We start from the raw sequence: 19,417 nt of genomic DNA on the forward strand, positions 1-19,417 counted from the left end.
CAGACCCTTTTTCGACGACGCAGACGGACAAATCGGGTAGATTCTTTTCAATCGCAAGTTGGCGAATTTTAATCGCAGCCGATAGACCGGCAGGTCCAGCACCAACGATGACGACGTCAAATTCCATCGCTTCGCGTTCGATGTGCTCCATGTAGGACTCCTCATATTGCTAAGGGTGGCAACCGTAACTTTGTGCTTCGGTGCTGCCATGAGTGTTCTTTAATGTTATAGACACAAACAGACAATCGTGTCTTAAATAGTTTGCGGCTAGTATAGTTTCAAACCCTGATCTAGCCAATTGGCTGAGTCGCTCTATTTTCTCGTCAGCAAGGCATAAACCATGGTAAATCAAAATCATTCATCTCAGCAGACGAACGAGATTACATCGCTAGATGATAAAAACTTAATGAGTATCGCACAATATCTAAAAGATGCACAGCAAAGTCACAAAAGGTCAATTCCCCCACTTGACCAATGGCATCCAAAGCATTGTGGCAAAATGGATTTGGTTATAAAAGCCAATGGAGAATGGTGGCACGAAGGTCAATTGATTAAACGCCAAGCCCTTCTGGATTTATTTTCTAAAGTCCTTTGGAAGGAAAATGACACGTTTTATTTGAAAACCCCAGTCGAACAAATTGAGATAGAGGTTGAAGATGAACCTCTATTGGTCAATCAGGTGGAACAGGTTGAAATTGAATGTAAATCTTTTATCCAGTTGACCACGACCAATCAGGATGTGGTGATTGTCGATGAGGCGCATTCCATTTTTATGCGTGGTTACCCAAATGGAGCGGGGGAAATTGAATTGCGCCCGTATGTGCATGTGCGCTTTGGCATGAATGCCTTAATTCAGCGTGCGGCATTTTATCATTTGATTGAGCTCGGATCATTAACAGAAAATTCTGATGGAGAAACCGTTCTGGCATTAAAAAGTGGTGATTTAGACTTGCAATTGAGCAGTTGAGGTTTAAGCTTAATCGTGAATCTGAAAGGATGGATTTCAATGTGGATATGACGGCCATACAACCGATTTACGCTGAACTAAAACCAAGACCTAAAGCGGCTAAAAGTGCACCGATTGGAATTTTTGACTCAGGGATCGGTGGTTTATCGATTGCTCAGGAAATTAGTCATCATTTACCGAATGAACAAATTGTCTATTTTGCAGATACAGCACATGTACCCTATGGTCCACGTTCCGATGATGAAATTCGGCAACTGACCGCGCAGGCAGTTGAGTGGTTATATCGTCGTGGTTGTAAAATGGCGGTTGTGGCATGTAATACCGCTTCGGCATTTAGTCTGGATTATTTACGCGCCTATTATGGCGAATCTTTTCCTATCGTGGGTTTGGTTCCCGCGCTGAAACCAGCAGTACTACAAACTCAGTCTAAAGTGGTTGCAGTGCTGGCGACACCAGCGACTTTTCGTGGGCAATTGATTAAAGATGTGATTCAAAACTTTGCGTTACCAGCTGGCGTTAAGGTGTTGCCTGTGACTTGCTTGGAACTGGTGCCTTTTGTTGAAGCTGGTGAACAAATGAGTCCGGCCTGTTTAGAGGTATTGCAGCAGTGTTTGCAGCCCGTTGTGGATCAAGATGCAGATTTTCTGGTGCTTGGTTGTACGCATTATCCTTTTCTAAAGGACGCAATTGAGCACTTATTTGGCAGCAAAATGACGCTGATTGATTCTGGATTGGCAGTAGCTCGGCAAACTGCCCGTATTTTAATTAAAAATGAGTTACTATTTGACGAAATTCGTCAGAATTTTCTAAAAATTGAATGTTTTGCCAGTGGAAATAATGCAGACGAGTTAAGCTTTGTGTTAAAACATATGTTGAAGAATCATATTTCTTGGCGTATTCAAAATATTGATGATTAAACATGATGCAAATCATGATTTAGACGGTTGTACTTTTAAATTTGGGGATGTGTATATTTTCTACAGCATAAGGATGGGTGTGGAAATATAAACTTGAGAGGATAACCATGCTGGATAAGCGTTATCAGGTCTTTATTTCAACCTCTGGTGCAGACATGCAACCAGAGCGAATGGTACTGGCTCAGACACTCATTGGAATGGGCTTTTTTTCGTGGGGATTAGAGCAACGAACACCTCTGAGTACAGCCTTGGCGCGTCGTCAAATTGATGATTGTGATTATGTGGTTGTATTATTGGGAAGTCAGTACGGTGAACAGTCTGTTTCAGGTGTCAGTTATATGCATCTGGAATATATTTATGCGGTCACCAAACAAAAGCCTATTATTGTTTTTATGCACGATGCTCCTGAAAGTCGCGATCTGACATTGCAGGATAGTAAACCTGAATTAAAAGAAAAATTTAATGAATTTCGCAAACAGCTTCAACAAGAGGTTGATCAGGTATTTTGTTATCACAGTCTACGGGATCTGGAGCTGGCAGTGCGTTTTAATATGTCGCAGATGCTCGAGCGTTATCCCGTATTGGGTTGGGTGAGACCACAAAATACACAAGTTTTGCAGGATGAAATTGACAGTTTACGCGCCAAAGTCACTCGACTTGAAACGGACATGGGTAAACGTGAAGTTGATCCACTCATCACCATGCCTCGAGTATATACCAATGAGTTGTATAGTTTTGAATATCGCGTACATGCCTATCAAGATGGTAATTTTCAAGAATTAAAACCTGAACGGCAACTGACATGGTTGCAAATTTTATCCATTTTAAGTCTGGTCTTTAAAATACCGACACCTGAAGAATATTTTTCTAAACGCATCAATGACTATCTGAATGAAACTGGTTTAGAAGATGCACGAGTTGTGTTACCTCGTGCCCATGCGGTGGCTCGTGCTCAAATCAACATACGTGCCTTACATCATATTAAAATGCAGATGCGACAAAATGACTGGATTGTGCCAACAGGTCGAGATGATCGACAACGTTTGCTCTGGCAAATGACACCTAAGGCACTAAAATTACTTGAAAGCTATTCAACTGAAAATACTAGCCGTATTGCTCAACTCAAAACCAAATAGTCATATTCAATCTGGATGAATCATTACATGCAACTAAAGGTTGATGACTGAGCCAACTGACGCATAGATTTAGACAAACTGCCAAAAACTGTTAAAGTAAGCTCACTGAAAATATTTTGATTGAAGTGATGGATAGGAAGCGACATGTCTGCTGTGTCTAAACCAAAAGTGACCGTGATTTTAGCCAATTTGGGGACGCCTGATGCAGCTACTGTGCCAGCAGTACGACAGTTCTTAAAACAATTTTTGTCAGATCAACGTGTCATTGAAATTCCCAAAATACTTTGGCAAATCATTTTACGGTGTTTTGTTCTACCTTTTCGTCCGAAACGGGTAGCGCATGCGTATGCAATGGTGTGGCGCAATGACTCTCCAATGCGTGAAATTCTATTGGCGCAAACCGAAGCATTAAAACATGAATTAATAGCAGCTTACCCACAGTTTGATTTAAATATCGTGCCTGCCATGACCTATGGGCAGCCCGGAATTAGTGATCTTTTACAGCAACTGCAACAAGTACAACAAGATCATATTATCTTATTGCCTTTATTCCCGCAGTATTCTGCGACATCAACCGCGCCTCTTTACGATGCTTTTGCCAAATGGATTCCCCAGCAACGTAATTTGCCCGGACTAACCCTGATGAAGGATTATCATCGACATCCTCTTTTTATTCAGGCACTTGTACAAAGTATTCAAAATTTTCAGATCGAACATGGTCAGCCCGAAAAGTTACTCATGTCTTTTCATGGTATTCCACAACCTTATGCTGATAAAGGTGATCCCTATGCTGAGCAATGTCGGACAACGGCAGGTCTGGTTGCACAAGCGCTGGGACTTTCACAGGATCAATGGGCCATCAGTTTCCAATCCCGATTTGGCAAGCAAGAATGGGTTAAACCCTACACAGATCAATTACTTGCAGAGTGGGCAGAGCAGGGTGTGAAATCTGTACAGATTTTGAGTCCTGCGTTTTCGGCAGATTGTCTGGAAACACTGGAAGAGCTGGCGATTCAAAATGCGGAATTATTTTTAAATGCGGGCGGTCAGTCTTATCAGTATATTCCTGCCTTAAATGCTTCAAAGCCGCATTTGGCGTTGCTGAGTCAATTGGTTCAGGCACATCTGGATGCACTTGATGTGACACTAGCCCCTTTGATGTGATGTTTAACCCGAGGTAATTATGCTGCAAGTTAAAATTGTTCCTGTGACTGCATTTGCACAAAACTGTTCTATTGTTTGGGAGAGTGAAAGCAAAGAGGCGGTCTTAATTGATGCAGGTGGAGATGCCGCCCAACTTCAACAGGAAGTTGCAGCTTTGGGCTTAAAAGTCAAAGCATTGTGGCTTACTCATGGACATCTTGATCATGCCGGTGCCGTCGGCGAGCTGGCAAGAGTCTGGGATATTCCTGTTATTGGTCCGCATAAAGAAGATCAATTCTGGCTGGATATGATTCAGGAGGTATCCAAACGTTATGGCTTTCCAATACCAGAGCCTGTCAATGTGACACAATGGCTAGAGGGTGGAGAAATCTTAAATTTGGGCGAACATCAATTTGAAGTCCGTTTTGCACCGGGACATACTCCAGGACATGTCATATTTTATAATCAGCAGCATGATTTATTATGGACAGGAGATGTGTTATTTAAAGGTTCTATTGGGCGCACAGATTTTCCTAGAGGAAATCATCAACAGTTATTAGATTCAATTCAGCGCGAATGCTTTAGCTTGCCTGATCATACCCAGTTTATTTCAGGGCATGGACCGATGAGCAATATTGGCCATGAAAAACAATTTAATCCTTTTGTGGCAGGACAGGCGGGATAAAAAATCCTCAAAATAAGTGCGTAAAAAGGTGATGATTGAACCAGCAATCATCACCTTGGGAAATTATGAATGAAATATGCTATGAAATCGTTGTTTGGCTTCCCATGCGACTAAAACACTTGCCACAGCAAACAGTATCGCAATAACAAATAAAACGGCATCTGAGGCGATAAAACCTAAAATAAGGAAGATCAAACAGCAAATTGCAAAAACAGCAAAAAGAACTCTCAATAAAAGCATCATATTCTCCTATAAAGAGAGAAGGGATCTATTATTGATAAATATTTTACGTGATGTATGTTTAGTTTTGTTTAAAAAATGGGCATTTTAATGCGATTTTGCAACAAAATATAACCACAAATTGTGAGAGAGTTTCATTTTGCTGCATTAACTATCGTAATCATTGGGATTCCCATTTTCTGATTGGGGAGCATCTTCAGTGGGTAGCTTATAATCTTCATTTGCCCACGCTCCCAGATCGATTAGCTTGCATCGTTCAGAGCAAAACGGACGAAAAGGATTGCCTTCCCATACAGATGGCTCACCACAACGGGGGCATGGAAATGTACGTGGCATAGCAAAATCCTCAAATTCATGGTCAAGATGTTAGGCAAAGCTCAAATCAATTGTTAGACTTAGAGCTGATTTCAATACCTCATCTGAATAGTTTGCTGTGATTATCTCGATTCGTCAATTTCAAGCCCAGCGTATGCAGGCACCACGTGACTTTAGCCCGATTGAAAACACTCCGATTTGTGTCGAAATCGGTGCGGGTAAAGGCAAACATGCGTTGTTGTTTAGTGGGCAACATCCCGAAAAAAAGCTGTATGCAATTGAACGGACTAAAGAAAAGTTCTTGGCAATGCAGAAACAACAAACACTTGAACCTCGTCATCATCTGTTTCCGATTCATGCAGACGCTTTACCCTGGATGGTACATGCGCTCTATCCGCAGCAAGTAGCGCAGTTTTTTATTCTTTATCCAAATCCTGAACCCCATAATCCTGCACAGCGCTGGCTGAATATGCCTTTTTTTGAGTTTTTATTGTCACGTTTAAAACCTGAAGGAACCATTACCTTAGCCAGTAATATTCCAGATTATATAGACGAAGCACAACATCAACTGGAGCAACTTTGGCATTTACCTTATCTCAAACAGCGCATTGCTTCTGATTCAGCACGAACCCATTTTGAGATCAAATATTTAGAGCGTGGTGAATTATGTCAGCAGTTGATTATCACCAAGCCTGAACATTATCAGACCCGTTTTGATGAATTTATGCCATTGCAAGGGCAAAATGATGCTAAATAAGCAGGTGGTGATTATCGGCGCAGGTCCAGCAGGACTAGCTTGTGCCGAGATGCTGTCAGAATTGGGAGATTATGACATCACCATTTATGAGCAAAAACCGTCGGCTGCACGTAAGTTTTTAATGGCAGGCAAAACAGGGCTGAATATTAGTCATGCGGAAGATGTAGAAGTATTTATTTCACGTTATGATCATGCAGAATGGCTGCGTCCAATGATTGAAACTTTTAATGCGCAAGAGATTCAAGCATGGATGAAAGGCTTAGGCATAGAATCCTATGTTGGCAGTTCTGGACGAATTTTCCCCAATGAAATGAAAGCCGCGCCGTTATTGCGTGCATGGCTGAAACGTTTACATGATCGCGGTGTAAAGTTTCGTTATCGTCATCAAGTTGTTGCCATACAACATCAGGGTTTGACAGTTCTGGATCTTGTGCAAGGGCAACAGCATCAGATTCAAACTGATGCGATGGTACTGGCCTGCGGTGCACTGTCATGGCCACAATTGGGTAGCGATGGTAAATGGCAAAACTGGCTCAATTCTTCAACACTTCAACCTTTTATCGCCAGTAATGTCGGGGTTCTGGTTAATTGGTCGAGTTATTTGCAACCGATTTTTGGTCAACCATTAAAACGAATTCGAGCATGGGTACACGGGCAAACGCCGCAGTTTGGTGAAATGGTGATCAGTCATTATGGATTAGAAGGCGGTTTGGTCTATCGTTGTAATCGTGATTTACGTAAGGCGATGCAAACACAACATTCGGCAGTTTTATATTTAGATTTATTGCCAGATTTAAGTTTCGAACAAATTTTACAAAAGTTGCAACACGGCAAAAAGCAGTCGTTAAATACCTTATGGCAAAAGATTGGATTGGATAAAACCAAAATTGCTCTCATTCGTGATGTGGTTGATAAAGCGGATTGGAATGAGGTCCAAAAAATGGCACATCATATGAAACAGCTTGCTATTCAGATACATGGTTTTCGACCGATTGAAGAAGCAATTAGCTGCGCTGGAGGAATACGATTAAATGCGCTGGATCAACATTTAATGTTAAAAAATAGCCTTTATTTGTTTGCCTGCGGTGAAATGTTGGATTGGGATGCACCCACTGGAGGCTATTTACTCACCGCTTGTTTGGCAACAGGTCGTGCTGCTGGAGCAGGAGTTGATCAAGTTTTTCAACAGGGCATTAAACTTAGAAATTAAAATTTAAGTTTGTTAATAATCATGTTAATTTATTTGAAAAATCAAATATAACGCAAAAGGATTTTAAGTATGTCGCAATCAGCAGTATTATCTGGAAGCTGTTTATGCCAAGGCATTCGTTATGAAATTTCGGGTCATGGTTTGGGGGATATTATTCAGTGTCACTGCCAGCGTTGCCGTAAAGCCAACGGTACGGCTTATGCCACCAATACGCCTGTGCGTGTGGATGATTTTAAAATTGTACAAGGTGAGCATCTGCTCAAAAAATATCAATCCAGCCCAACGACGCAACGTTGCTTTTGTGGTGAATGTGGTTCACCGATTATGAGTATTAAAACCGATACGCCTGAATTTTATCGTTTGCGAATTGGGACTTTAGATAGCAAAATTGAGCAAAAACCAAGTATGCATATTTTTACTGCCCATAAAGCTGAATGGGAAACTATTTCTGATCATTTACCGCGGTATGCTGAACGACCTTAAGTTTATATACCAAGTTTTTTTGTTCATATGCTGGAACTTCGTGATTCATTTCGTCTTTAGTCATGAAATATGGGTGAATGAATCCTTGTGGAACGTGAATAGTCACGAAAAAGCCGTTCCAGTGCGCTGTTTACTGGAACGAATTAGCTTAAAGTATTGATGCTTATAGGAAAATTTCAATGACTTCGCATAAGCTGTATTATGTTAATTGTAGGAAGACTTATACGTTGAAAGAAAAGAGGATATAAAAAATAAAAATTAAACCAACAAGAAATATAACTATCTTAGTCCCATTTTTGCTTGGCTCTTGATAAGTAGGCTTTTCTATAATTATTGGTTTTTCTATAATTTGAAGTTCTCGCCAAGCTTTCAATTCTTGAGAGCTTACATACCAATCAGTTCTATTTCTTTGAGAAAATTTAGAGTTATTATGAAGGGGATTAGAAGCCCTAATTTCGGCTAACAATAAGTTAATAAATCTAAATCCTTCTTCCTTAAATCTTTGTATTTCTTCTTGATTTAACTCAATGTCAAAAAAATACTCACCATGGGTATCTACCATTATTCCAACTTCCAAGAGATATTCACCATTTTTTTCAGCAAAATAACAATCTCTATTCCAACGTAATATTTTAGGTTGGTTAGGCTGATCAGTAGTAATCACTTGGCATAAATATAAAAATCTAAGACAAGCCTGATATTCAGATGCATAAGTTATATTTTCTATAACTTTTCCATCATTAAGAGTTAAGACATGCCAAGACTTATCAGTTAATCTTATACACCAGCTCTTCGATTTTTTTTTAAAACATAATTCGTTGTTGTGGCAATTGAGCAATCTCGCTTTGTTCGATGAGAACAATGTTTGAATATTATTCAAGTTAAGAGACATAAAAGAATGAGTTCCTTTTTTTATATTTAGCAAAGTAACAGATATTAAATTAATGTTCTCTCAATGCTTATTTAACATAATGGGCGTTATACGAAGTGATTTTTTAAAATTTATTATTTTTCAATAAATTAGTCGTTTTACATAATCCTAAAATTCCTCAAAAATCTGCTTTGGAAACAATGCGGAGTTTTTTTGAGCAACTTTGATACTTCTTGCCAATAAAATTGCTTAAAAAACATCCAAAAAATCACTTTTTCCTGATTTCTTAAGCGTCACACATTTGAAATAATCCCCAATTTCTGCGGATAAACTTTGGGATAATTTTTAAAGCATTTCGCTGTACGTTTTGGCGTACAGCCATTCAGGAAATTCACCAATAGCCAGATCCCCATAGATTTCCTATGATGAACCCATCGAGAACAGGATGTTCGAAGACATAAAACAACGATAATTAGTCAATCATCAGGATCGTGAAGCAAGACAGGAGTCATGCTTAAGCAGCAAATACGAGAAACCCAGACAGGATGTCTGGGTTTTTTTAATGCAATATGACTTATTTTGTAGTCAATGCCTGACCTTCAAAGCTGATACCATCCCAGCCATGTTGCATAAACTGACGAATATTTTGGTGGTCTGTACCTTCTGGCGTAGAAACTACCGCTGCATAATGTTCAGCAAATAAGCTTAAAGTTTGAGCTTGATCTAAACCTTCAATTTGAGCAAAGGAAAATACTTTCGCGCTGCCTTGGTTCTCTGTTGCAGCATTGTGCTGTTGACCATTTTTAAATGCAGTAGGGGTATGATTAAAACGTGCTTCAATATGTGCAAGAACGTCAGAAAATTTTGCTTGACCATTTTCAAGTTGTGTCAATAATTCCAATGCCATGATATTCCGTAATTCAATGAAGAGCCAAAAGAGATGGCTAGCATACCATTGAATATAAAATGATGAGACATTGAATTGAACAGATCATGCACAGGACAGATCAATATAGAGGTGAGGAAACTGTAGATTAAAGTAGTAGTGTTGTGGATAACTTAATCTTTATACACAAGACTAAAATTAAGCCAAAAAAAGAAGCCTAAGAGGAGGAGATATGTCCTTAGGCTTCGAATAATACGATTTTAAAAGATAAAACTTAAAACAAGATTAACGTTTAAAACGTGAAAAACGTTTGTTAAAGCTTGCGACACGACCTTCATTACTGGCTTGACGTACTTCACCAGTGTAAAAAGGATGCGATGCACTTGAAATATCCAAAGTAACATAAGGATAAGTCTTGCCTTCATATTCACGTGTTTGTTTGGTTTGAATGGTGCTGCCAATCACGAAATAGGCATCTGCATTTGTATCGTGGAACAGGACTTCTTTATATTCAGGATGTATACCGTTACGCATGGGAAAGCCTCCAGTTAAATTGATTTATATTGATATGTTATATTATTTCAATAAAATAATCAAATCTGGAAGCTGATACGATCGTAACATGCTGTATTAAAATAAAATTGAATTAGCTTGGTACTAATTCCTCGAAAAGATCATTCAAATTATCGTCGACTTTAAGTTGAATCAAATTCCAGTAATGTCCTGAAATGGTTCGATTCACCATTAATGTATCAGGTGATGGCTTAAACACATCCCAATATTTCAGGGATTTTTTGACAAGAATGACACCATCATGATGCGCTGAATTTTCAGCAAAATTATAGGAAGTGGTGAGTGGGCGAAGTAGCACTTCAAGCCATTGTAAATAAAGTTCCTGTGGAAATAAGCCTTTGGCTGAAAGTGCATGTAAGGCATCCAGATGCTCTTCAATCACTGGGATGTTCTCTTGACGTGCAGCTTGAACCAGTTGTTTAAAATGCATGATGACATCAGGACTCAGAGTTTTTACGCCACCAAAATCATAAATAATCACGGTGCCATCTTCACGAAAAGCAAAATTGCCCGGATGCGGATCGCAATGAAAACGTTTCAGATAAAATATTTCTTGACCCAGAGCGCGTATTAGACGACGTCCGATCTGATTACGCACCTCAACAGGCCATGTGCTTGCGGTTTCAATGGATTCACCGCGTTCCAGACTTAAAGTTAAAATACGTCTTGATGAATAGTCTTTATACACGGTAGGAATAATAATTTTAGGATCAAGCTGCTCGTGGAAGGTTTTAAACACTTCCAGATTTTGCGCCTCAATTTCGTAGTTCAATTCGTCTGACAAGCTGTCCTGAATCTCTGCAAACAGTTTGTCTTGAAGTTTTTTATCAATTTTAATCACACCCATCAGGCGCAGCGCAAGCCGAACCTGTTTTAAATCACTTTCGCAGGCTTCATCGACGCCTGGATATTGAACTTTAACCACGACTTGCTGCCCATTGGGCAAGGTTGCACGATGGACTTGTCCGATAGAGGCGGCAGCAAAAGGCTGTTGCTCAAAAGATTGAAAGGCTTGTAGTAACGGCTTACCCAATTCTTTTTCAACTTGTTGTTGAATGGCACTAAAAGGTACAGCAGGTGCTTGACGTTGTAATTTGGCAATGGCTTTGGCAACTTCTGGCGGGAAAATGTCTTTATATTGAGACGCAATTTGTCCCACTTTCATGACCGCGCCTTTCATTTCACCGAGTGTGTCTGCAATTTGAACACCGATGTCCTGAAAGAGTTTACTTTTGGCAGCAAGTTTTTGTTCCTCATCGGCATTCAGGTTACGAATTGAATTGGAAACCGTTTTGCTCGCAATACTGGCGGTCATACCCGCAAGTTTCATAAAGCGCCGACCGGGAGAACTCGCATTTTTTGCCATATCTAATACCTTTCACTACCTGCGCTGGGATTGTTTGTTGATCATAGGCGACAACGCTTAAATTACCTATTTCAAATTGTTAATAAAAGAGAATTAATTCTAAAAACAAAGATTTGTGGAGATTGCAAATTTTATGCAAAGCATTGCAAAAACTAATTCATAAACAATGCGTTAATCCTTATAACACGCTCAAATTTTTGGTGCTATGTTGAGCAGTATAAAGCAAAAACAAAGATGAGATGATTCAACATGAGCCATTTAAATACTGCTGTTTCTCAACATTCCATACATGCGCAGCGAGCAAATTCTGTGCCATTACAGGTATTTGAACAACCTGAAAATGCACACATTATTCAAAGTGATGCTGAAGCCATTCAAGTGGCAAAACAATTGGCACAAGAGTTTGCCAAAGAAGCATCCTTGCGTGATCAGGAGCGTCGTTTACCATTAAACGAAATTCAACAATATTCTCAAAGCGGTCTCTGGGCGATTACCATTCCTAAGGCATTTGGTGGGGCACAAGTTCGCTATCGTACCTTGGCTGAAGTGGTCAAGACCATTTCCAGTGTCGATTCGTCACTGGGTCAGTTACCGCAAAACCATTGGGCATTTCTGGAGCATTTACGACTAGATGCCAGTTTGGAGCAACAACGTTTTTTCTTTGATCTGGTCTTAAAAGGCATTCGTTTTGGCAATGCATTTTCGGAGAAAGGCAGTAAAACCGTTGCAGATTTGACCACCACCATTCACAAAACGGCATCGGGCTATGAAGTGAATGGACAGAAATTTTTCGCAACAGGAGCCCTGTTGGCGCACTGGATTCCAATTGTCGCGATTAGTGAGTCGGGTCAGCCGCATGCTGCATTGGTTCCGCGTGAAACAGAAGGCGTCAATATCATTAATGACTGGTCTGGTTTTGGTCAACGCACCACTGCCAGCGGCACAGTGGAACTAAAAAAAGTACCTGTGCGTGAAGAATATGTTGTTCCTATTCATCAGGCTTTTGAACGACCAACAGTTGCGGGTGCAATTTCACAGTTTATTCAAGCGGCGGTAGATGCAGGTATTGCGCGCGGTGCGATTGAAGAAACCATTCAATATGTGAAAAAACACAGCCGTCCATGGATTGATTCGGGCTTGGAACGTGCCACAGATGATCCTTATACCATTGCCAGTATTGGAGATCTCAAAATCAAACTACGCGCTGCGGAAGCTGTTTTGGACTTAGCTGCTGATCAGATTGATTTGGCTATCGATGAACCTACAGAAGAACATGTTTCCCAAGCCACTCTGTTGGTTGCAGAAGCAAAAGTGCTAACGACGGAAATTGCTTTATTGGCCGCCAATAAATTATTTGAACTTTCTGGAACGCGTTCAACTTTATCAGAACTCAATCTGGATCGTCATTGGCGTAATGCGCGAACTCATACTTTGCATGATCCTGTGCGCTGGAAATATCACATCGTTGGAAATTACTACTTAAATGGTGTGCAACCACCGCGCCATCCTTGGAGTTGAGTTTAAACGACGGTCAAGATATTAGGATTAAAAAATAAACAGGATAAAATCATGAGTCAATTTGAACAGATTAAAGATCAATTGTCATTGGGTGCAGATTACGAAGCCGTTGCTGCTCAGTACCGTCCCATTTTTGCCAAAATTGCAGAAGGTGCTTTACAGCGCGAACAACAGCGTCAGCTACCGTATGAACAAATTCAGTGGCTTAAGCAGGCTGGTTTTGGTGCTTTACGTGTTCCAGTGGCCTATGGCGGGGCAGGTGTCTCAGTGGTACAACTTTTCCAGCTTCTAACCGAGCTAGCAAAAGCCGATTCTAATGTGGTGCAGGCATTGCGTGGGCACTTTGCTTTTGTGGAAGACCGCTTGGTTGCGCATAGTAGTCAGCCACAAACAGAATGGTTTGAACGTTTTGTTGCAGGCGAATTGGTTGGAAATGCATGGACAGAAGTGGGTGCAGTTAAAATTGGCGATGTTATCACCCGCGTGACGCAGGATGATGCAACAGGCAAGCTTTTGGTCAATGGTGAAAAATATTATTCTACGGGCAGTATTTATGCGGACTGGATTGATTTATTTGCCTATGATGAAGTCAGTCAACAGCATGTGATTGCCGCGATTGATCGTCATGCCACTGGGGTCACTATTGAAGATGACTGGGATGGCTTTGGTCAAAAAACCACGGGTAGTGGTACTTTGCGTGTACAACAGGTTGAAGTTCCAGCCACGCATATTTTACCGTTTGATCAGCGCTTTAAATATCAAACTGCTTTTTATCAGGTGGTGCATTTAGCGACATTATCAGGTATTGCTCAAGCAGCGGTGGAGACATTTAGTCAGGAAGTCCGTGAGCGCAAGCGAATCTTTAGTCATGGCAATGCCGATCTTGCACGACATGATCCACAGGTCTTACAAGTGATTGGTCAGGCATCGGCACAAGCCTATGCCAGTGAAGCAATTACACTACGCACAGCTGAAAGCTTGCAACGCGCTTATTTGAGTCATTTTGCTGACTCAGACGTGAAGGAGCATCTTGCCAATGTCGATGCAGAGCTTGAATCGGCTCAAGGTCAGGTGGTGATTGCGGATCTGGTACTAGAGTTAACCTCAAAGCTATTTAATGCATTAAGTGCTTCGGCCAGTAGTAGCGCAAAACAACTCGATCGTTTTTGGCGTAATGCGCGAACGGTGTCTTCACATAACCCACTTATTTATAAGGAAAAGGTGATTGGGGATTGGGTGGTGAATCAAACTGAATTGCCTTTTGTCTGGCAGATTGGGGCGAGTCCACAAGCAAAATCTGTTTAAAAGTAAAATCCTGACCAGTTATTTCGAGTCAGGATTTGATCATTTAGGGTGTTTGTGCTGACAATTTCCGATTATTGCTATGCAATCTGGCTAAAAGTAATACACATGCAATGCACAGTCCTATAATCAAGCCGAGCCAGACACCCGCGGGTCCCATCTTAGCCACTCGAGCCAAATAAATCCCGATTGGAAAAGCAATGATCCAATAGGCGATCAGGGTAATCCACATAGGACCTTTTGTGTCTTGCATACCGCGTAAACAACCTGCTGCGCCCACCTGCCATGCATCCATCAGTTGATACGCCATAGCAAATAGCAATAAATAGAGTGCAACATTAAATACGGCTGGATCTTGGGTATAAATGGCAACAATTTGTGGGCGAGCGAACCAGATCAGACTCATGGTACAAATGGCAAAAAAAGTGGCAGTTGCTAGGCCAAGTTTTTGTACATGGCGCATGGCAATCCAGTTTTTTTCACCATAATACATGCCCACACGAATGGTCAGCGCAATAGCAAGTGACATCGGAATCATAAACAGTTGCGAGGTGACCGACATGGCAATCTGATGTGCCGCTACCAACGTATCGCCGAGTGGGCTAAGTACAATCGCGCCTGTACTAAAAATACTGACTTCAAAGAACACGGCTAGACCAATGGGAAAACCGAGCTTTAGAATGCGTCGCACCAAATCAGGATTTATTTTGTCCCAAGTGCGAAACACTTGAGTAGATTGATAGGCTTTGGCCCGATAAATATAACCACCAAGGGTTATAAGCATGAGCCACTGTAAGATCGCCGTGGCAAAACCACAGCCTGCACTGCCCAAATGTGGCACAGGACCAATGCCATACATAAACAGATAATTGAGAGGAACTAGTGCCACTAATGCCAATAAACTAATCACAGTCACAGGGCGTGGGTAACCCAGTGCTTCGGAGTAACCTCGTAAAGCTGCATACATGGTGACCGCTGGCATACCAAAGCCAATCGCATGTAAAAACAGTCCAGCTTTGGCTTGTAAACTTTCGGGTACGCCTAAAATGGGCAACAAAAAAGGCATAAGTTGAAGAACAAGCATGGCGATGATTCCCAGCACCAATGCCACCCAAAGCGATTGACGCACAATCACGGGAATACGTTCAGGTGTTCTGGCGCCTTTGGCTTCTGCCACTAACGGCGTGGTGGCAATCATGATCGCACTAAATAGTAACATGACGGGCATCCACAAACCGACACCCACCGCAATTGCAGCTAAATCATTGGCAGACAAATGGCCTGCCATAATCGTATCAATCAGCCCAAGACCTGCTTGTGCAAATTGCGTGATCAGAATCGGCCACATTAAATGAAAAAGCTGTTTTAACTCAAAGCGGAAACCCGCAGTATTTGACACAAAAAATACTCATCTATAAAAATTATCGTTGCAGGGTCAATATCACGCCAACGAAAATAATGATTGCTCCGACCAGCCTTTGCCAGTTGAATGGAACCCGATCGGTTCCCAACCAACCGAAATGATCCAGTAGCATGGACATGCTCAATTGACCAAAAATAATCAGTGCAGACAGGGTTAATAAACCCAATTTAGGTGCAGTATAAATGCTCAGACTAATTGCATAAACCCCTAAAAAACCACCCAGCCATAACCACCACGGGATTTGCATCAGTTGTGATAACGATGGTTTCTCGACATCTTGAAAACTCACCAATACCCCAAGCAGCAGAGTGCCGATTAAAAAAGAAAAAAAAGCAGCCTGTAAAGGCGAGCTAAGATACTCTCTTAGCTGTGTATTTAAAGCTGTTTGAATGGACATGGCAATGCCGATACCTAAAGCTAAAGGTAATAAAATCAATAACTCCGAGCTTATTTTCATCTGTAGCGTTCCTTATTGTTCTTTTTCATTCATGTTCCAGTCTAAATGAATTCGCTGTACTTGAGGTCGGGGGATTGCTGTAGTCATGTTAAACTAACGGTGTTTGATTGCCTGAGCATATTTCTTGACTGTTTTACTTGATCCTGCCGAAATTCCACTATCGTTGTACATTCATATGCCATGGTGTGTACGCAAATGTCCGTATTGTGATTTTAATTCACATGCTGTACCCAACGGGGCTTTGTCGTTAGAACTTGAGCAGCAATATTTACAGGCGCTGTTAGCCGATTTTGAAACACAACTTGAGTTTGCTCAGGGGCGCAAGATTCACAGTGTATTTATTGGTGGGGGAACACCCTCGCTGATTTCGGCACAGGGTTATCAATGGCTATTTGAACGGCTAAGCGTCATGATTGCCTTTGAAGAAGGATGTGAAATTACGCTCGAAGCCAATCCTGGTACAGTCGAACATGATCCATTCGCAGATTATTTAACATCCGGAATTAATCGTTTATCCATTGGGGTGCAAAGTTTTAATCGTGAGCATTTACAACGCTTAGGGCGAATTCACAGTTCAGACAATGCCATTGAGTCGATTCAGCTGGCTAGGCAAGCGGGGTTTAAACGGATTAATGTCGATTTAATGCATGGACTACCTGAACAAACGCTTGAACAAGCCTTATTCGATTTAAAATTGGCGGTGGAAAATGGAGCAACGCATATCAGTTGGTATCAACTCACCATTGAGCCCAATACGGTTTTTTTTAGAACACAACCGGTTTTGCCACAGGATGAAACCCTTGAACAAATTCAACTACAAGGTGAGCAATATTTAAAAGCACAAGGCTTTATTAATTATGAAGTCTCAGCATGGCGTAAAGAGCGACCATCGGCACACAATTTAAATTATTGGCAATTTGGCGATTATTTGGCAATCGGGGCAGGGGCGCATGGCAAAGTCACGCAACCTGATGGTATTTATCGTTTTCAAAAAACCCGATTACCCAAAGATTATTTGGCCAAAGTTCCTGCTGAACATGGACAATGGAAGCGTATTGCAGCAGAGGAGCTGCCTTTTGAATTTATGATGAATGCTTTGCGGTTAAATGAAGGTGTCGAGTCAAAATTGTATACACAACGCACAGGTTTGCCGTTGGCTGAGATTGAACCGATCTTGAATGGTTTGCGTCAGAAAAAGTTATTGCTGGATGATCCCGATCGAATCGCCTGTACTGAGCAGGGGCATATGTTTTTAAATTCAGTGCTGGAGAGTTTTTTGTAAACAAAAAAAAGCTGAGAAAAGAGGGCTCCCAGCTTATAAAAAGATATTGTGATTAACGCGTGGTATAACCCCCATTCGCAAAAATGGTTTGCCCTGTAATCCACCAGCCTTCAGTGACCAAGAAACGCACCAACGGTTCGATATCTTCAATTTTAGTCAGACCGCCAAGCGCAGAAGCTGATTTGTGATAAGCCACTGCTTCTGGTGCCTCCTGACCGTAGAAAAATGGCGTGTCCATGGGACCCGGTGCAACCGCAGTCACTGAAATTCCACGTTCACCAAACTCTTTAGACGCAGCGCGGGTGTAATGTTCAACGGGGGCTTTTAAACCTTCATAGGTTGAGTAAAGCCCTGTATAAGCTGCGAGTAATGAGGTAACGATGCTACAAATTTTACCGCCATCATTCAAATGATGACCTGCCGACTGAATAAAGAAATAAGCGATTTTGGAATTAATGTCGCTCATCGAATCAAATTCAGCTTCTGTCGTATCCACAATAGGTTTTTTGAGCACACGACCTACAGTATTAATGGCAATATCAATTCCGCCAAAATGTTGTTTAGTTTTGACAAAAAGTTCCTCGATGCGATCAATTGAACTGAGATCAGCTTGCAACAAAATCGCATCAACTCCAAGTGCTTTCACATCAGCCAAAGTTTGTTCCGCATCCGCTTTGGTCGATTCGCTGTTGTAATGGATGGCCAGTTTCGCGCCTTGTTCAGCAAATTTACGTGATATTAAACCGCCCAGATTTTTTGCACCGCCCGTAATTAAAACCACTTTATCTTTTAAAGTTTGTGCTGCCATGATGTTCTTTCCTTTCAATCAGACTATTTTGGATATTTATGAGTCTAAATTTGAATCGTGTAACCATCAATTATGCTAATTTAGTTTCACTATTCAGAAATCACGAACAATAAAATGGATCGGCTACAGCAATTTGAAATTTTTATAGAAGTTGCCAAACGGGAAAGTTTTAGTGAGGCGGCGCTACGTCTGGATTTGCCGCGCTCTACAGTGACATCCGCTATCCAGAGTCTGGAAACGTTTTATAAAGTCCGATTATTTCAACGTACCACACGACGCGTTAGCCTGACGCAGGATGGAAAACGAATTTTACCCGACTGTCAAAATTTACTCATGGACTATCAACTGCTTGAACAGATGATTCAAACGCATAATCAGGATTATCAAGGCATATTAAAAGTTGATATGCCCAGCCGCATTTCGCATCAGATTGTTGTACCTGCATTGCCTGACTTTTTTCAGCAGTATCCGAATATTCAAATTCAACTGCATAGCTCTGATCATTTAACCAATTTGGTCGAGCAGGAAGTCGATTGCGTGGTGCGTGTCGGGACACTGGAAAATAGTAGTCTGATTTGCAAATCAGTCGGGTATTTAGAGATGGTCAATTGCGCTAGTCCCGATTATTTACAACAATTCGGGACGCCGCAAACGCTAGAAGATTTACAACAACATTCGATGATCAATTATCCAAGTGGTGTCGGAGAGCAACAGGGGATTTTCTTTTGTCGACATGAACGAATCAAATTAAATGCCAACCTAAGTGTGAATAATACTGAGGCTTATATTCAGGCAGCGCGCGCTGGTTTAGGCATCATTCAAATTCCTTATTATGATGTGCGAGAGGATTTAGAGCAGGGCAGGCTGGTTGAATTTTTAAGCTATGAAGTGTGTTCGGCATTAGCACTGAATGTACTTTATCCAAATCGGCAATATATTCCACGGCGTCTGGATGTGTTCATGAGTTGGCTCATTCCTGTATTACAACAACAATGTTGTTTACAACGTGAAAATAAAAAACCACTTCCTTTGTAGAAGTGGTTTTTCCCAGATTTAGTGGGGTTTAAATCTCTAGGCT

General features: G+C 41.2%; 21 protein-coding genes. 12 read left to right on the plus strand and 9 right to left on the minus strand.

What is annotated here, in order from left to right; translation table 11 throughout:
• Positions 1-151, minus strand: a 151-nt coding sequence (locus E0D95_RS12295) for an FAD-dependent oxidoreductase (RefSeq protein WP_130804902.1), incomplete at its 3' end; no start/stop codon positions are given.
• A gap of 189 nt (positions 152-340) precedes the next feature.
• On the opposite strand from E0D95_RS12295, the gene E0D95_RS12300 reads away from it, so the two are divergent.
• The 5 genes from E0D95_RS12300 (at position 341) to E0D95_RS12320 (ending at position 4,848) form a co-directional block, all read left to right on the plus strand.
• Positions 341-967: a DUF1285 domain-containing protein gene (locus tag E0D95_RS12300; RefSeq protein WP_130804077.1), complete on the plus strand. Its 627-nt coding sequence runs from the start codon at positions 341-343 to the stop codon at positions 965-967.
• A 47-nt stretch (positions 968-1,014) separates the two neighbouring features.
• Positions 1,015-1,884, plus strand: coding sequence for a glutamate racemase (gene murI, locus E0D95_RS12305; protein ID WP_130804903.1), 870 nt, complete (start codon positions 1,015-1,017; stop codon positions 1,882-1,884).
• A 107-nt stretch (positions 1,885-1,991) separates the two neighbouring features.
• Positions 1,992-3,020: a DUF4062 domain-containing protein gene (locus E0D95_RS12310; RefSeq protein WP_130804078.1), complete on the plus strand. Its 1,029-nt coding sequence runs from the start codon at positions 1,992-1,994 to the stop codon at positions 3,018-3,020.
• Between the two features lie 144 nt (positions 3,021-3,164).
• Positions 3,165-4,184: a ferrochelatase gene (gene hemH / locus E0D95_RS12315; RefSeq protein WP_130804079.1), complete on the plus strand. Its 1,020-nt coding sequence runs from the start codon at positions 3,165-3,167 to the stop codon at positions 4,182-4,184.
• 19 nt (positions 4,185-4,203) lie between these two features.
• A complete protein-coding gene (locus tag E0D95_RS12320) occupies positions 4,204-4,848 on the plus strand; it encodes an MBL fold metallo-hydrolase (RefSeq protein WP_130804080.1) in 645 nt (214 codons plus the stop codon).
• Positions 4,849-5,235: 387 nt separating this feature from the next.
• On the opposite strand, the gene E0D95_RS12330 is transcribed toward E0D95_RS12320, so the two are convergent.
• Positions 5,236-5,424 (minus strand): DNA gyrase inhibitor YacG, encoded by a 189-nt coding sequence (locus E0D95_RS12330; protein WP_130804082.1) that lies wholly within the window; start codon positions 5,422-5,424, stop codon positions 5,236-5,238.
• 97 nt (positions 5,425-5,521) lie between these two features.
• Between E0D95_RS12330 and E0D95_RS12335 the strand changes: the two genes are divergently transcribed.
• The 3 genes from E0D95_RS12335 (at position 5,522) to E0D95_RS12345 (ending at position 7,853) form a co-directional block, all read left to right on the plus strand.
• Positions 5,522-6,160 (plus strand): class I SAM-dependent methyltransferase, encoded by a 639-nt coding sequence (locus tag E0D95_RS12335; protein ID WP_130804083.1) that lies wholly within the window; start codon positions 5,522-5,524, stop codon positions 6,158-6,160.
• Entirely contained in the window at positions 6,150-7,370 is a 1,221-nt protein-coding gene (locus E0D95_RS12340; RefSeq protein ID WP_130804084.1) for a TIGR03862 family flavoprotein, read from the plus strand. Before E0D95_RS12335 ends, E0D95_RS12340 begins: the two co-directional genes overlap by 11 nt.
• 69 nt (positions 7,371-7,439) lie before the next feature.
• A complete protein-coding gene (locus tag E0D95_RS12345) occupies positions 7,440-7,853 on the plus strand; it encodes a GFA family protein (RefSeq protein ID WP_130804085.1) in 414 nt (137 codons plus the stop codon).
• A gap of 220 nt (positions 7,854-8,073) precedes the next feature.
• Here the strand turns inward: E0D95_RS12345 and E0D95_RS12350 are convergent, their stop codons facing one another.
• The 4 genes from E0D95_RS12350 to E0D95_RS12365 all read right to left on the minus strand — a co-directional run bounded on the left by E0D95_RS12350 (position 8,074) and on the right by E0D95_RS12365 (position 11,549).
• Positions 8,074-8,745 (minus strand): hypothetical protein, encoded by a 672-nt coding sequence (locus tag E0D95_RS12350; RefSeq protein ID WP_130804086.1) that lies wholly within the window; start codon positions 8,743-8,745, stop codon positions 8,074-8,076.
• Positions 8,746-9,298: 553 nt separating this feature from the next.
• On the minus strand, positions 9,299-9,631 hold the full coding sequence (locus E0D95_RS12355; RefSeq protein ID WP_130804087.1) for a HopJ type III effector protein: 333 nt from the start codon (positions 9,629-9,631) through the stop codon (positions 9,299-9,301).
• A 264-nt stretch (positions 9,632-9,895) separates the two neighbouring features.
• Positions 9,896-10,144: a type B 50S ribosomal protein L31 gene (locus E0D95_RS12360; protein WP_120369789.1), complete on the minus strand. Its 249-nt coding sequence runs from the start codon at positions 10,142-10,144 to the stop codon at positions 9,896-9,898.
• Between the two features lie 112 nt (positions 10,145-10,256).
• Positions 10,257-11,549 (minus strand): ABC1 kinase family protein, encoded by a 1,293-nt coding sequence (locus tag E0D95_RS12365; protein WP_130804088.1) that lies wholly within the window; start codon positions 11,547-11,549, stop codon positions 10,257-10,259.
• Between the two features lie 249 nt (positions 11,550-11,798).
• On the opposite strand from E0D95_RS12365, the gene E0D95_RS12370 reads away from it, so the two are divergent.
• Both E0D95_RS12370 and E0D95_RS12375 read left to right on the plus strand, forming a co-directional pair.
• Positions 11,799-13,067 (plus strand): SfnB family sulfur acquisition oxidoreductase, encoded by a 1,269-nt coding sequence (locus tag E0D95_RS12370; RefSeq protein ID WP_130804089.1) that lies wholly within the window; start codon positions 11,799-11,801, stop codon positions 13,065-13,067.
• Positions 13,068-13,118: 51 nt separating this feature from the next.
• Positions 13,119-14,372 (plus strand): acyl-CoA dehydrogenase family protein, encoded by a 1,254-nt coding sequence (locus E0D95_RS12375; protein ID WP_130804090.1) that lies wholly within the window; start codon positions 13,119-13,121, stop codon positions 14,370-14,372.
• A 43-nt stretch (positions 14,373-14,415) separates the two neighbouring features.
• Here the strand turns inward: E0D95_RS12375 and E0D95_RS12380 are convergent, their stop codons facing one another.
• On the minus strand, positions 14,416-15,768 hold the full coding sequence (locus E0D95_RS12380) for an MATE family efflux transporter (protein WP_130804091.1): 1,353 nt from the start codon (positions 15,766-15,768) through the stop codon (positions 14,416-14,418).
• A 22-nt stretch (positions 15,769-15,790) separates the two neighbouring features.
• Positions 15,791-16,249 (minus strand): DMT family transporter, encoded by a 459-nt coding sequence (locus tag E0D95_RS12385; protein WP_130804092.1) that lies wholly within the window; start codon positions 16,247-16,249, stop codon positions 15,791-15,793.
• 124 nt (positions 16,250-16,373) lie between these two features.
• Here E0D95_RS12385 and hemW point away from each other — a divergent pair, with 124 nt between their 5' ends.
• The gene (hemW, locus tag E0D95_RS12390; protein WP_130804093.1) at positions 16,374-17,531 is read left to right on the plus strand and encodes a radical SAM family heme chaperone HemW; all 1,158 of its coding nucleotides are present in this window, start codon (positions 16,374-16,376) and stop codon (positions 17,529-17,531) included.
• 52 nt (positions 17,532-17,583) lie between these two features.
• On the opposite strand, the gene E0D95_RS12395 is transcribed toward hemW, so the two are convergent.
• Entirely contained in the window at positions 17,584-18,339 is a 756-nt protein-coding gene (locus E0D95_RS12395; RefSeq protein ID WP_130804094.1) for an SDR family oxidoreductase, read from the minus strand.
• 114 nt (positions 18,340-18,453) lie between these two features.
• Between E0D95_RS12395 and E0D95_RS12400 the strand changes: the two genes are divergently transcribed.
• Positions 18,454-19,374 carry a LysR family transcriptional regulator gene (locus E0D95_RS12400; RefSeq protein ID WP_130804095.1) on the plus strand — a complete coding sequence of 307 codons (921 nt, stop codon included), beginning with the start codon at positions 18,454-18,456 and terminating at the stop codon, positions 19,372-19,374.
• Positions 19,375-19,417: the final 43 nt, after the last annotated feature.

The sequence above is a fragment of the Acinetobacter ihumii genome (assembly GCF_900625095.1).
In the GTDB taxonomy this organism is placed as follows: Bacteria; Pseudomonadota; Gammaproteobacteria; order Pseudomonadales; family Moraxellaceae; genus Acinetobacter; species Acinetobacter ihumii.

Excerpts from the sequence above, each read along its gene's own strand:
- E0D95_RS12300 (WP_130804077.1), top strand. The coding sequence starts at position 341 with ATGGTAAATCAAAATCATTCATCTCAGCAGACGAACGAGATTACATCG.
- murI (WP_130804903.1), top strand. The coding sequence starts at position 1,015 with ATGACGGCCATACAACCGATTTACGCTGAACTAAAACCAAGACCTAAA.
- E0D95_RS12310 (WP_130804078.1), top strand. The coding sequence starts at position 1,992 with ATGCTGGATAAGCGTTATCAGGTCTTTATTTCAACCTCTGGTGCAGAC.
- hemH (WP_130804079.1), top strand. The coding sequence starts at position 3,165 with ATGTCTGCTGTGTCTAAACCAAAAGTGACCGTGATTTTAGCCAATTTG.
- E0D95_RS12320 (WP_130804080.1), top strand. The coding sequence starts at position 4,204 with ATGCTGCAAGTTAAAATTGTTCCTGTGACTGCATTTGCACAAAACTGT.
- E0D95_RS12330 (WP_130804082.1), bottom strand. The coding sequence starts at position 5,424 with ATGCCACGTACATTTCCATGCCCCCGTTGTGGTGAGCCATCTGTATGG.
- E0D95_RS12340 (WP_130804084.1), top strand. The coding sequence starts at position 6,150 with ATGCTAAATAAGCAGGTGGTGATTATCGGCGCAGGTCCAGCAGGACTA.
- E0D95_RS12345 (WP_130804085.1), top strand. The coding sequence starts at position 7,440 with ATGTCGCAATCAGCAGTATTATCTGGAAGCTGTTTATGCCAAGGCATT.
- E0D95_RS12350 (WP_130804086.1), bottom strand. The coding sequence starts at position 8,745 with ATGTCTCTTAACTTGAATAATATTCAAACATTGTTCTCATCGAACAAA.
- E0D95_RS12355 (WP_130804087.1), bottom strand. The coding sequence starts at position 9,631 with ATGGCATTGGAATTATTGACACAACTTGAAAATGGTCAAGCAAAATTT.
- E0D95_RS12360 (WP_120369789.1), bottom strand. The coding sequence starts at position 10,144 with ATGCGTAACGGTATACATCCTGAATATAAAGAAGTCCTGTTCCACGAT.
- E0D95_RS12365 (WP_130804088.1), bottom strand. The coding sequence starts at position 11,549 with ATGGCAAAAAATGCGAGTTCTCCCGGTCGGCGCTTTATGAAACTTGCG.
- E0D95_RS12370 (WP_130804089.1), top strand. The coding sequence starts at position 11,799 with ATGAGCCATTTAAATACTGCTGTTTCTCAACATTCCATACATGCGCAG.
- E0D95_RS12375 (WP_130804090.1), top strand. The coding sequence starts at position 13,119 with ATGAGTCAATTTGAACAGATTAAAGATCAATTGTCATTGGGTGCAGAT.
- E0D95_RS12385 (WP_130804092.1), bottom strand. The coding sequence starts at position 16,249 with ATGAAAATAAGCTCGGAGTTATTGATTTTATTACCTTTAGCTTTAGGT.
- E0D95_RS12395 (WP_130804094.1), bottom strand. The coding sequence starts at position 18,339 with ATGGCAGCACAAACTTTAAAAGATAAAGTGGTTTTAATTACGGGCGGT.
- E0D95_RS12400 (WP_130804095.1), top strand. The coding sequence starts at position 18,454 with ATGGATCGGCTACAGCAATTTGAAATTTTTATAGAAGTTGCCAAACGG.